The sequence below is a fragment of the Cerasibacillus quisquiliarum genome (genome assembly GCF_014202495.1).
GTDB lineage: Bacteria > Bacillota > Bacilli > Bacillales > Amphibacillaceae > Cerasibacillus > Cerasibacillus quisquiliarum.
The window spans coordinates 1-13,562 of record NZ_JACHHA010000013.1 but is presented as its reverse complement, the minus strand read 5'-3'; the positions used below and the strand labels follow the sequence as shown (position 1 = coordinate 13,562).

Sequence of the window (13,562 nt, the reverse complement as noted above, 5' to 3'; positions counted from 1 at the left end):
CAATTATGGAACTATTATACAATATGGCGGATAAATTCTCAATAAAATATGATGGGTATTTTCTCTCAATTTTAAAAATTACCAATAATTAGTGGGGGTGTTTTAGGACTTTAGATATAGTCATTTTCTTCCGCGACGCCATTTTTCAAAAACTGCTTGAACTTCAGGGTCTAACGGAATCTTTGAAATGGGTTTGTATTGGTTTTGGCTTATGATGCGCCTACTAATATCTTTTTGCATTGCTTCCATCTCGATGTAGAGTTCTCTGGCCGATTTACGCAAAGCACCGCTTCCGAAAATCGTTCGTTGCTCATCATAATCTGATGTTGCTACATACACTTTATCACGAACATTTTGTAGCTCTTTTACGAGTCTTTCAATACATTCATCAGCTGTTTCATTTTCTTTCGTAAATATGACATCAAGCTTGGACTTTCGATATGTTGCTCTCTTTCCTTTGACAAAATAAGCATCAAATACGACGATAACGTGATAACCAGAATAAGCTTGATATTCAGCCATCATGTCAAGTAAGCGATCACGAGCTTGTCCAATATCTTTTTCTTTTAATCTCTGTAATTCTTCCCACGCTCCGATAATGTTATAACCGTCAACTACAAGATAAATCATATCTGGTCGCTTAGCGGATGACGCTTGCGATAAACTTCATATAATAACAGACTACAAGCAACTGAGGCATTAAGTGATGACACATGGCCAACCATTGGAAGCTTCACTAACCAGTCGCATTTTTCCTTGACGAGGCGGCTCATACCTTTTCCTTCATTTCCAATGACTATAGCAAGTGGCATCGTTAAATCTAGTGACCGATAATCCTCTTTAGCTTCTCCGGCTGTTCCTATAATCCAAAGACCTTTCTCTTTTAGTTGTTCAATAGTTTGGGCAATATTTGTTACGCGAACAACAGGAACATATTCAATAGCCCCAGCTGACGTTTTAGCGACTATTTCAGTTAAACCGACGGCACGGCGTTTGGGGATAATCACACCATGTGCTCCTGTAGCATCAGCTGTTCTTAAAATTGAACCTAAATTATGTGGGTCCTCTAATTCATCTAGAATAATAAAAAAAGGATCTTCGTTAAGCTCTTTAGCAATTGTAAATAAGTCGTCTAACTGTGCATATTTATAGGGAGCTACAAATGCTACAATTCCTTGGTGATTACCTCTTGATAATTGATTTAACTTATGTTTGGGCACTTGATGAATAACAGCATCTACCTTCTTATTGAGTCGATTGATTTCTCGGCGTGTATTCACATTTAATTGATCTGATATAAATATTTTATGAATCGTTCGCCCTGATTTTAAAGCCTCTATGACTGGATTTCGGCCTATAATTATTTCCTCTTTCATCATAAGCTTCCTCCCTTCTGATTTTCTAAATGTTCAATTGCTTTTCGTAACAACGTATCTAAACGCTCCTTATGATCGAGTAAATAATGATAACCAATTAACGTTTCAAAAGCTGTTGAATAACGGTAAGCTTGTACACTTGCGTTTTTCGGAATTGATCCAGATTTCGCATTACGTCCACGAATCGTTACTTTCTTCTCTTCTTCTGTTAAAAAATCTGTCTTAAGCCAGGCTAATATAACATTAGCCTGAGCTTTTGCTGAAACAAAAGTGACAGCTCTTTGATGTAATTCATTCGGTTTTACTTCTCCTGATTTTAATAAATATTCACGAACATAAACTTCATAAACAGCATCGCCCATATAAGCAAGTGCTAAGCTTTTCATTTGTTTAACATCTAGTTTCATTATGAACCTCTTTTCCACCGGACACCTTGAGGCGTATCCTCTAATATAATCTGTTTTTCTTTTAAAAGATCTCTAATTTCATCAGCGCGTTTAAAATCGCGATTCTTACGTGCTTCATTTCTCTCTTCTATTAAACGTTCTATATCTTCATCTAATAAGTCCTCTTCTGTTTCTAGCCGAATACCTAAAATATGAAGCATGGTTTTCATTGCCTCTTGAAAAGCATCAATCACTTCTGTCGCTGTTTGATCTTTTTCTACATATAGATTTGCTTCTTTTGTCACATCAAACAAGACAGATATGGCATTAGCTGTATTAAAGTCATCATCCATCGCCGCTTCAAAGTTTTCTTTTAACTGTTCAATTTTTTCAAGCCATTCGTTGTTATCTTTCGTTAAATTCATGCTCGCTTTTTTACGATGTTCTAAATTTAAATAAGCTGTTTCTATTCGTTCAAAGCTTTGTTTTGCCCCTTCTAACAATTCTTCCGAAAAGTTAATCGGATGACGATAGTGAACGCTTAACATAAAAAAACGGATAATTTTCGGATCATGAAGACGTAATAGTTCACGTGTTAATACGAAGTTACCTAGGGATTTGGACATTTTTTCATTATTAATGTTGATATAACCATTATGCATCCAATAATTTGCAAAAGGCTTACCAGTTTTAGCTTCTGATTGAGCAATTTCATTCTCATGATGTGGGAATGTTAAGTCTTGGCCACCAGCATGAATATCAATCGTCTCGCCTAGATATTTCTTCGCCATTGTTGAACATTCAATATGCCAACCCGGACGGCCTTTTCCCCATGGTGAATCCCAAGCAACCTCTCCGGCTTCTGCCTTTTTCCACAACGCAAAATCAAGTGGATCGCTTTTTTTCTCACCGATTTGAATACGTGCACCTGCTCTTAGCTCATCAATTGATTGATGTGATAATTTACCATAATCTTCAAATGCTCTCGGTTTAAAATAAACATCACCGTCTACTTCATATGCAAAACCTTTATCAATAAGCCCTTCAATAAATTGAATAATCTCTTCAATTGTTTCTGTTACACGTGGATGGTAAGTCGCTTCTTTAACACCTAATGCTGCGACATCTTCCTTATATGCTTTAATATAACGATCGGCAATCGTTTTTGCATCTTCTCCTGCTTCTTGTGCGGCACGAATAATCTTATCGTCAATATCTGTAAAATTAAGAACATACGTGACGGCATATCCTTTATATTCTAAATAACGTCTAACCGTATCAAAAACAATGGCAGGTCGGGCATTTCCTATATGGATATAATTATATACCGTCGGGCCACAGACATACATGCGCACCTTGCCTTTTTCAATTGGTTTAAAGACTTCTTTTTCCCTCGTTAATGTATTATAAATTTGAATCGTCATTCTGTTCCCCTTCCTTTCGTTGAGCGATCTCCTTTTTTAATGTATCAATTTCTTTTTGTAATTGATTAAATCGATCTTGAATTGGGTCTGGTAGTTTGTGGTGGTCCAATGTCTTTTCAACTTTTTTTCCGTGTTGTCTAACGACTCTACCCGGAATACCAACAACTGTTGCATGTGCTGGAACATCTTTTAGCACAACAGAGCCAGCTCCAATTCGTGCATATTCACCTACCGTAATAGATCCTAATACTTTTGCTCCAGTAGCAATTAAGGCATGATCTTTTATTGTTGGATGACGCTTCCCCTTCTCTTTACCAGTTCCGCCTAATGTTACACCTTGAAATACAGTCACGTCGTCACCGATTTCACATGTTTCACCAATGACGACACCCATGCCATGGTCTATGAAAAAGCGACGACCTATTTTAGCTCCTGGATGAATCTCAATACCGGTTAAAAAACGGCTGATTTGTGAAATAGCACGTGCAATAAAGAACATTTTTCGTTTGAAAAAAGCATGTGCAACCCGATGCCACCATATAGCATGTAAACCTGAATATGTTAAGAATACTTCTAGATACGTTCGTGCCGCTGGGTCTTGTTCAAAAACGACATCCATATCCTCTTTCATCCGCTTAAAAATTTTCATCTATTAGACCTCCTCTACATGTCATTAAAAAAAGCGTCTCTGTGTTTAACACAGAGACGCTCATTTAGCGCGGTTCCACTCTGATTGAGGCATATAATCCCCCAGCTCAATCCCTAAATAACGGTAGGATTCCGCCGTCATATACTATCTTTCCATGACGGACTCAGAGGTGCATTTCAAAAATAATGGTTAAAACCACTTACAGCCTTGGTGGTTCTCTCTGTGTAACCGATTTATTTTTTACTTTTCCTCTTCAACGCACAAGTATGTGATATTACTATATTATATTTATTTCATAATGTGAATTGAAATGTATGGTTTATTATGCCTATTTTATTAAGCATTTAATTTATTCAATAAGGCATCTAGTCGGTTAACAACGACTTCTTTGCCAAGTAATTCAATTGCTAATGGTAACTCTGGTCCGTGCTTTTGACCTGTTGTCGCAACGCGAATAGGCATAAACAATTTCTTCCCTCTATGCCCTGTTTCTTTTTGTGTGGCTTTTATTTGTGCTTTAATTTCTGTTGCATTAAAATCATCTAGATGAATGAGCTTGTCAGTAAAAACTTGAAGAACTTCTGGGACTTGTTCTTCCTTTAATACATCCATTGCCGCTTCATCATATGTGATTTCTGTTTTAAAAAATAACTCTGTCAGTTCGACAATTTCTTTACCATAATGTAACTGCTCTTGATAAAGCTGAATGAGCTTTTCTGCCCATTCGCGTTTTTGATCATCCATATCTTCAGGAAGTTTCCCTGCATCAATTAAATATGGCAACGCTAATGAAACAGCTTCTTCAGGTGATAATGTTTTAATATATTCTCCATTCATCCATTTTAGCTTTTGCTGATCGAATATTGCCGCAGAGGTTGATAGACGATCTGGGTCAAATATTTTAATCAATGTCTCCTGATCGAAAATCTCTTCCTCACCAACTGGTGACCAACCTAGTAATGTAATAAAGTTAAATAATGCTTCTGGTAAATAACCCATATCTTTATATTGCTCAATAAATTGCATGATATGTTGATCACGTTTACTTAACTTCTTACGGTTCTCATTTAAAATCAATGTCATATGTCCGAATTGTGGTGGTTCCCAGCCAAGCGCTTCATATACCATCAATTGTCTAGGTGTATTTGAAATATGTTCCTCTCCACGTAATACATGAGATATTTTCATTAAATGGTCGTCAATAACGACGGCAAAATTATATGTTGGAATGCCATTTTTCTTAACCATAACCCAGTCTCCAACATCACTGGATTCAAATGTAATATCACCACGAACAATATCTTTAAATGTGTAAGTCACATTGTCAGGCACACGAAAGCGAATGCTTGGCTTTCTTCCTTCTGCTTCGAATTGTTGAATCTGTTCTTCTGTTAAATTCCGATGTGCTCCTGAATACTTTGGCATTTCACCACGAGCTCTTTGTTCTTCACGTTCCTGTTCGAGTTCTTCCTCTGTCATATAGCATTTGTAAGCTAGACCTTTTTCCAATAACTCATCAATATATTTTTGATAAATTTCAAGGCGTTCCATTTGGCGATATGGTCCATAATCACCGCCAATGTCAGCTCCTTCATCCCAATCAAGACCGAGCCATTTCAAATATTTTAATTGGCTTTCTTCGCCACCTTCTACATTCCGTTTCTCATCCGTATCTTCTATACGAATAATAAATTTCCCATTAAAATGTCTTGCAAATAAATAATTAAACAAGGCAGTACGTGCATTTCCAATATGTAAATGCCCTGTTGGACTTGGCGCATAGCGTACGCGAACTTCTTTTGTCATGGTGGTACCCCTTCCTCAACATAAATAAATTCAATAAGTGTGTAACAACGCATACGACGTTGTTATAGTTTATAAGTATCCTATATCAGTATAACAAAAAGCGATAACAATTACTGTTATCACTTTTCATTTCTAAACATCTTATATAATGTTATACCTTTTTTATAATGCTTTTTCAAGTAGTTTTGGCTTAGCAAAGATCATGCGACCGGCTGATGTTTGTAGAACGCTTGTAATAATGACATCAATCTTTTTACCAATATAGCGCATCCCTTCTTCTACAACGATCATTGTCCCATCGTCTAAATAAGCAATACCTTGATTATGTTCTTTCCCATCTTTAATGACTTGGACGGCTAATTCTTCTCCAGGAAGAACAACAGGCTTCACTGCATTTGCTAAATCGTTGATATTTAATACGCGTACACCTTGCAGATCACAGACCTTATTTAAGTTAAAATCATTTGTGACAACTGTTCCATCGATCACTTTAGCTAACTTAATTAATTTACTATCAACTTCAGGGATATCTTCAAAGTCACCTTCATAAATTTTAACTTCAATCGGCAATTCTTTTTGAATACGATTTAAGACATCTAAGCCTCGGCGTCCGCGATTGCGCTTTAATACGTCGGAAGAATCTGCAATATGTTGTAATTCACCGAGAACAAACTGTGGAATAACAAGTGCCCCTTCTAAAAACTCAGTTTGACATATATCAGCTATACGGCCATCTATAATAACACTTGTATCGAGTATTTTAGGTTTTTGATACTCTCTTTTAACCCGCTCTTCTGATGTTTGACGCTTTTTTTCTCGGTCTTTTTTCGTTGCTAATAATTGCAGAAATTCTTCACGTCTGCGAAAACCGACTTGAAAGCCAAGATAACCGAGAATAATCATGATGAATAATGGAACAACTTGAGATACAACGCTTATCTTAATATCTTGAATCGTAATATTAATCAAATAAGCAACTACTAAACCAACGATTAATCCGAATGTACCAAATGCTAAATCACCAAGCGGCACTTTAATTAATGCTTCTTCTACCCACTTCAAAAAACCAACAATGTAGTCCGTTATGAAGTATGATATAAGAAAGAAAATAACCGCACCGGCAATTAAACCAAAATAATTAGACTGTAACAAACCAACATCAGTAATACCTAGTAAAATAATAATTTCAGGTATATACAAATAACCTACTGTTGCTCCTGTAATTAAAAAAAACAAATGAACTATCTTTTGCAACAAGTTATTTCACCTCCTAATTCTATTATTGCCTCAACTTCTGAAAAAATAACCGTTATCTTAAGATTCTATATGATTTCACTAAAATGATAGCATAGCCTTGAATAAGTCTCAACTTAGTAAATTTATTATCTTATCACATATTTTATTTTATGTCAATTTGTTTTTTATCGATGTAAACCAATATTAAGTGCTTCTTGAACAGTATTAACACCTATAATCTCAATTGTCTCTGGTAAGGTCCATCCGTCTATGTTTTTTTGTGGGCAAATAACTCGTTTGAAACCTAATTTAGCTGCTTCTTGTACACGCTGTTCTATTCTAGACACACGTCTGACTTCACCTGTTAATCCAACCTCTCCTATAAAAATATCATCTGGGCGAGTCGGTTGATTACGAAAACTAGATGCAATGCTAACACTAATCGCTAAATCAATAGCTGGCTCATCCAACTTAACTCCTCCAGCTACTTTCACATAAGCATCTTGATTTTGCAACATAAGGCCGACACGCTTTTCCAATACGGCCATTAATAATGGAATACGATTATAATCAACTCCTGTAGCCATACGTCGTGGGTTTCCAAAGCTAGTAGGTGAAATAAGTGCTTGAATTTCTACTAATACTGGGCGCGTTCCTTCCATTGAGGCGACGACAGTTGATCCTGCAGCTCCTTTTGAACGTTCTTCTAAAAAGATTTCTGACGGATTCATCACTTCTTTAAGTCCTTCTTCCTTCATTTCAAATATACCCATTTCATTTGTACTTCCGAAACGATTTTTAACACTACGGAGAATTCGATAAGTATGATGCCTTTCCCCTTCAAAATATAGAACGGTATCTACCATATGTTCTAAAACTCGTGGACCAGCAATCGCCCCTTCTTTTGTCACATGACCGACAATGAAAATGGGTATATGATTTGTCTTAGCAATGCGCATCAACTCACTTGTACATTCTCTTACTTGTGACACACTACCAGGTGCGCTTGTCACTTCATCTTTATAAATTGTTTGAATCGAATCAACAATAACGAGTGAAGGTTTTAGTTCCTCTATATGATTAGCAATATCGAAAAGGTTCGTTTCTGCTAAGACGTAAAGTAAATCAGAAGAAACATTTAAGCGGTCCGCACGCAATTTCGTTTGGCGGGTCGATTCTTCACCAGAAATATATAAAACCGGTAATTGTTGTTCAGCAAGTTGTGATGATATTTGTAGAAGTAGTGTTGATTTCCCAATTCCTGGGTCTCCACCGATAAGAACGAGTGAGCCATGGACAATTCCTCCACCTAGAACGCGATTAAATTCTTTCAGCGAAGTCAATATACGTGGTTCTTCTTGTGATTCAATAGATGTAATTTTGATAGGTTTTCTCGAAGTCAGTCCAGTTGATGGGCGATTCGTTTTTGTCTTTCTCTCTATTTCCTCAACGAGTGTATTCCAATTTGAACAACCAGGACATCTTCCCATCCATCTCGGAGATTCATAGCCACATGATTGACAGACATACTTTGTCTTTGTTTTAGCCAATTTTCTCGTCCTTTCCGCAGGCGAAGAAACAAAATATCTTCTTACCTAATTTTATTGTATATGAAATTCTTTACCATGAAATTACAAATAGTTATCATTTCTTTTGCTTTGTCACATATTTATGCCACAATTAAACAAAAGATAGGAAAAACAGCCAGAAGAAATCATCCTTCCAGCTGTTAGTAAATCAAAGTTATGTTCTTATGGAAGAACAATAAATTCCCCTTTATTATTTAAACCAACTTTAACCTTTTCTCCTTTATTAATTGTCCCTTTTAACAGTTCTTCAGAAAGCAAGTCTTCGATGTTTTTTTGGATGGCACGGCGTAGTGGACGTGCACCATATTCTGGTTGAAAACCTTTTTCAGCAATTTTTTCAATCGCTTTATCTGTTAATGTAAATTCAATATCTTGCTCTTTTAGACGCTTTTGTAATTGCTTTAGCATTAATTTAGCAATTTCTTTCATATGCTTTTCCTCAAGTGTGTGGAAAACAATGGTCTCATCAATTCGGTTTAAAAATTCTGGACGAAATGCTTTCTTTAAGGCATCGAGTACATTTTCTTTCATATCTTTGTACTCTTGATCATCGTCATTTAGTGTAAAGCCGACATATTTATTTCGCTCTAATTCACTCGCACCTACATTAGATGTCATAATAAGCACTGTATTACGAAAATCAACGAGTCTACCTTTAGAGTCTGTTAAACGGCCATCCTCTAACACTTGAAGTAAAATATTAAATACTTCAGGATGAGCCTTTTCAATTTCATCAAGAAGGACTACAGAATATGGCTTACGACGAACTTTCTCGGTTAATTGTCCTCCTTCTTCATAACCTACATATCCCGGTGGTGAGCCGACTAAGCGAGATGTTGCGTGTTTTTCCATGTACTCTGACATATCAATTCGAATCATCGCGTCTTCGTCTTCAAACATAGCTTCTGCCAAGGCACGAGCCAATTCTGTTTTACCGACACCAGTAGGTCCTAAGAAAATAAATGAACCGATTGGTCGTTTCGGATCTTTTAAACCAGCTCTAGCCCTTCTAATCGCTGTAGAAACTGCTTTTACTGCTTCTTCTTGACCTATGACACGTCCGTGTAATATGTCCTCAAGATGCAATAAGCGTTCTGTTTCATCTTTTGTCATACTTACAACAGGTACACCTGTCCAACTCGATACAACAGTTGCTATATCTTCAGCAGTTACTTTAGAATCTTCTTTTCCTTGTTTTTCCTTCCATTTTTCACGGGTCGCTTCTAACTCTTCTCTTAAGCGTTGTTCAGAATCACGTAAAGAAGCAGCTTTTTCAAATTCTTGACTTTGTACAGCGGCATCTTTTTCTTTACGTACTTCTTCTAGCTTTTGTTCCAATTCTTTTAAGCTTGGTGGAATCGTATAAGAACGAAGGCGTACTTTCGAACCAGCTTCATCAATTAAATCGATCGCTTTATCTGGTAAGAAACGATCCGTAATATAACGGTCCGACAAATTTACTGCTGCTTCAATAGCTTCATCTGTAATCGTTACACGATGGTGAGCCTCATAACGATCTCGTAAGCCATTTAATATTTGTACGGTTTCTTCTGGGCTCGGTTCATCAACCTGGATTGGTTGGAAGCGTCGCTCTAAAGCAGCATCTTTTTCAATATATTTGCGGTATTCATCAAGTGTTGTTGCTCCAATACATTGTAATTCACCTCGAGCAAGAGAAGGCTTTAATATGTTAGAAGCATCAATGGCTCCTTCAGCACCTCCAGCACCTATTAACGTATGCAATTCATCAATAAATAGAATAACATTATTTGCTTGACGAATTTCTTCCATTACTTTTTTCAATCGGTCTTCAAATTCTCCACGATATTTTGTTCCAGCTACAACTGTTCCCATATCTAAAGTCATGACACGCTTATCACGAAGTGTTTCTGGAACTTCATTATTCACAATTTGCTGAGCTAATCCTTCAGCAACAGCTGTTTTACCAACACCGGGTTCACCAATTAAGACTGGGTTATTTTTAGTCCGACGGCTTAATACTTGAATGACGCGTTCAATTTCTTTACTACGACCAATTACCGGATCAACTTTCCCTTCTTTAGCACTTTCTGTTAAATCTCGCGCTAATGAATCTAGTGTCGGTGTACTGACATGATTTTGTCGTCCGCGTCCTTGTCTAGAAGCTTCCGTTTCATTACTGCCTAATAATTGTAGAACCTGCTGTCTCGCTTTATTCAAACTTACCCCTAAATTATTTAATACTCTTGCAGCCACACCTTCTCCTTCTCGAATAAGCCCTAATAAGATATGTTCAGTCCCTACATATGAGTGACCCAACTTTCGCGATTCATCTTGAGAAAGTTCGACAACTCTTTTAGCGCGTGGGGTATAATGAATGACTTGCACGGGTTGCTTTCCTTTTCCAATTAACTTAAGAACTTCTTCTTGAATCTTATCTACTTCTAAACCTAGCGACTGTAACGCTTTAGCAGCAATGCCGTTACCTTCTCGAATAAGCCCTAATAAGATATGTTCGGTTCCGATATTATTATGTCCGAGTTTAACCGCTTCTTCTTGTGACAAAGCTAGAACCTTTTGTGCTCTTTCTGTAAAACGTCCAAACATCATCATGTAAACCTCCCATCAATTCGTAAGCATTTATATTTTATGCTTCTATTAACTTTTTCCTGATGACTGATGCTCGTAATACATCTCGCTCTCTAGGTGTTAATGTTTTTTGAGCATGATATTGTAAAAAGCCTGGTTGAGTTAATACGGTTAATTCAGTTAAAATATGACGCGAAAGATCAATTAATTCTAAATCAACACCGAGTCGAACGTGTGACAAGCGGGTTGCCATTTCTTTCGTATCCATAATCCTACTATACTTTAATACACCTAAAGAGCGAAAGATACGATCTTCTAATCCCGTTCCTAACTCTTTTAATAATTTATCACGGGCATGTCGTTCATGTTCAATGAGTTGACGAACGACACCTTGTAAATCTTCAATGATATTCTTCTCTGATTTACCAAGAGTAATTTGATTGGATATTTGAAATAAATTACCTAATGCCTCACTACCTTCACCATATATGCCTCTTACAACGACACCTAAATGGTTAATGGCTGGAATCATTCGATTTAATTGCTTTGTAATAACAAGGGCTGGTAAATGCATCATAACTGAAGCACGCATGCCTGTTCCAACATTCGTTGGACAACTTGTTAAATAGCCTCTTTTTTCATCAAAAGCGTAATTCACTTTATCTTCTAGCCAATCATCAACTTCAAATGCTTTATTAAGAGCATCTTGAAGTTGAAAACCAGGATAGTAAAGCTGAATACGTAAATGGTCTTCCTCATTAATCATAATCGATATTTGTTCATCTTGCGAAATAAGTGATGCCGCAGTATCAGACTTTTTCGTTAACAAAGGACTGATCAGATGCTTTTCAACTAAGACCATTTTCTCGATTGTACTTAAATCTTGAATAGATATAAATTGAAGTGGGCCACTTTCATTAAAAGATGCTTGATTATACTCCTTTTCAATGAATTGTTTAACATGGTTTAGTTCTTCGCTTGGCGCAATGACTGGAAATTTATAATCTGCTAAATTTCTCGCTAAACGAACTCGACTACTTAAAACAATATCATGGTCTGGTCCGTCTTCAAGCATCCACGGACTAACCGCTTGATCCATAAACTGGTCATAGCTCATCGTTATCACCCGCTTCTTTACTTCGTATTTTCTGTTCGAGCTCCTTAATGTTATCCCGTACGATAGCAGCTTTTTCAAATGCTTCATTTTCTATCAAAGTTGCCAATTGTTCACGGTAATCTGCGAGTTGTTTCTTTAAATGTAAATGTCCGCCTTTTCGTTTAGGAATTTTACCAAGGTGACGGGTATTTCCACTATGGACTCTGCTAAAAATGGGATCTAAGCGATTAGAAAACGTATGATAACAATCTATACAACCGAATTTCCCAATTCTTTTAAACTCTGCAAAAGTCATTGCGCATGAAGGACAGCGTAATTCTTCAATTTGTTGAAAGGGATGGCCTTGATAATCTACTTTCGGTGTATCTAAATGAAATAATCCAGTTAATAAATCATGGAGAGAAAAGCCTTCTTCAGGATAAGTCATATAACCGCTGTCCTTAGCACACACTTCACAAACATGTATATTTGTTTTTTTCCCATTTATCACATGTGTGTAATGCACTGTTGCAGGACGTTTTTGACATTGTTGACATTTCATCATGCATCTCTCCTTTCATCCATTTGACTTTCAATGCTTCATATACTTCAATGTATTTAACATTTGGGTAAAAATTCTTGCTCTTACTTCATCACGTAACGGTAATTTGAAAGCCAACGTTTCTCGATCTAAAGCACTTATCATTATTTGTGCTTCTCGCTTAGTAATAATATCTTCATCTAATAAACGTTCAACGACATCAACAGCAGATTGAAAACTGATCTTTGGATTGATCATATCAATAATTTCATCAATTAACTCTGCCTCATCCTTATACTTTACTCTAATAATACGAATATACCCACCACCACCGCGTTTGCTTTCCACCTTATAACCCTTTTCAGTCGTAAAACGTGTATTGATCACATAATTTATTTGTGAAGGTACGCATTGAAACTGATCAGCTATTTCGTTACGTTTAATTTCAATGAAGTTAGTGCCTTTGTTCTCCAATATTTCTTTTAAATATTGTTCAATAATATCAGTAATATTCTTCATGTAGCCACCTCCTCATACACATCACAACACGTTTTATACGGATATGGACATGTTGCCTGACTTTGACTATCTTTGACTTTATTTTTATTATACTGCAATTTAATAGAAGTTGCCAATATCTTCTTTTATATTATTGTTGACAAAAAAATGGAAAGGAAAACATTTAAAAAGTATTTCATATATAATTAAAAGCGATCTTAAAAATTCATTCATTCCTTCAACAAGTCAATAAAAAACGGGATACACTGTTTTATAGTGTATCCCGTTTAATTTATATTGCCTGGCAACGTCCTACTCTTGCAGGGGCTATGCCCCAACTACCATCGGCGCTGAAGAGCTTAACTTCTGTGTTCGGTATGGGAACAGGTGTGA

At 36.5% G+C, this 13,562-nt stretch carries 12 protein-coding genes, 1 rRNA gene and 1 other annotated feature; all 13 genes read right to left on the bottom strand.

Features of this window, described 5'->3' with window-relative positions; translation table 11 throughout:
• Window positions 1-120 precede the first annotated feature (120 nt).
• On the bottom strand, window positions 121-630 hold the full coding sequence (locus HNQ35_RS11580; RefSeq protein WP_146938329.1) for an NYN domain-containing protein: 510 nt from the start codon (window positions 628-630) through the stop codon (window positions 121-123).
• Window positions 627-1,376 (bottom strand): 23S rRNA (guanosine(2251)-2'-O)-methyltransferase RlmB, encoded by a 750-nt coding sequence (gene rlmB / locus HNQ35_RS11575; RefSeq protein ID WP_146938328.1) that lies wholly within the window; start codon window positions 1,374-1,376, stop codon window positions 627-629. Before rlmB ends, HNQ35_RS11580 begins: the two co-directional genes overlap by 4 nt.
• Complete coding sequence (locus tag HNQ35_RS11570; protein ID WP_146938327.1) at window positions 1,376-1,783, bottom strand: Mini-ribonuclease 3; 408 nt, start codon at window positions 1,781-1,783, stop codon at window positions 1,376-1,378. The genes rlmB and HNQ35_RS11570 overlap by 1 nt, the downstream gene beginning before the upstream one ends.
• The gene (cysS, locus tag HNQ35_RS11565; protein WP_146938326.1) at window positions 1,783-3,186 is read right to left on the bottom strand and encodes a cysteine--tRNA ligase; all 1,404 of its coding nucleotides are present in this window, start codon (window positions 3,184-3,186) and stop codon (window positions 1,783-1,785) included. Before cysS ends, HNQ35_RS11570 begins: the two co-directional genes overlap by 1 nt.
• Window positions 3,167-3,829 carry a serine O-acetyltransferase gene (gene cysE, locus HNQ35_RS11560; protein WP_146938402.1) on the bottom strand — a complete coding sequence of 221 codons (663 nt, stop codon included), beginning with the start codon at window positions 3,827-3,829 and terminating at the stop codon, window positions 3,167-3,169. Before cysE ends, cysS begins: the two co-directional genes overlap by 20 nt.
• Window positions 3,830-3,884: 55 nt before the next feature.
• Window positions 3,885-4,101, bottom strand: a binding site (T-box leader).
• 70 nt (window positions 4,102-4,171) lie between these two features.
• Window positions 4,172-5,641 (bottom strand): glutamate--tRNA ligase, encoded by a 1,470-nt coding sequence (gltX, locus tag HNQ35_RS11555; protein ID WP_146938325.1) that lies wholly within the window; start codon window positions 5,639-5,641, stop codon window positions 4,172-4,174.
• A gap of 162 nt (window positions 5,642-5,803) precedes the next feature.
• Window positions 5,804-6,898: a PIN/TRAM domain-containing protein gene (locus tag HNQ35_RS11550; RefSeq protein ID WP_146938324.1), complete on the bottom strand. Its 1,095-nt coding sequence runs from the start codon at window positions 6,896-6,898 to the stop codon at window positions 5,804-5,806.
• 164 nt (window positions 6,899-7,062) lie between these two features.
• Entirely contained in the window at window positions 7,063-8,427 is a 1,365-nt protein-coding gene (gene radA, locus HNQ35_RS11545) for a DNA repair protein RadA (RefSeq protein WP_146938323.1), read from the bottom strand.
• Window positions 8,428-8,628: 201 nt separating this feature from the next.
• On the bottom strand, window positions 8,629-11,055 hold the full coding sequence (clpC, locus tag HNQ35_RS11540; RefSeq protein WP_146938322.1) for an ATP-dependent protease ATP-binding subunit ClpC: 2,427 nt from the start codon (window positions 11,053-11,055) through the stop codon (window positions 8,629-8,631).
• A 37-nt stretch (window positions 11,056-11,092) separates the two neighbouring features.
• Complete coding sequence (mcsB, locus tag HNQ35_RS11535) at window positions 11,093-12,151, bottom strand: protein-arginine kinase McsB (protein WP_146938321.1); 1,059 nt, start codon at window positions 12,149-12,151, stop codon at window positions 11,093-11,095.
• A complete protein-coding gene (gene mcsA, locus HNQ35_RS11530; RefSeq protein ID WP_146938320.1) occupies window positions 12,141-12,692 on the bottom strand; it encodes a protein-arginine kinase activator protein McsA in 552 nt (183 codons plus the stop codon). Before mcsA ends, mcsB begins: the two co-directional genes overlap by 11 nt.
• Window positions 12,693-12,722: 30 nt before the next feature.
• Window positions 12,723-13,190 carry a CtsR family transcriptional regulator gene (locus HNQ35_RS11525; protein WP_146938319.1) on the bottom strand — a complete coding sequence of 156 codons (468 nt, stop codon included), beginning with the start codon at window positions 13,188-13,190 and terminating at the stop codon, window positions 12,723-12,725.
• Window positions 13,191-13,468: 278 nt separating this feature from the next.
• A 5S ribosomal RNA gene (gene rrf / locus HNQ35_RS11520) occupies window positions 13,469-13,562 on the bottom strand; the annotation flags it as partial.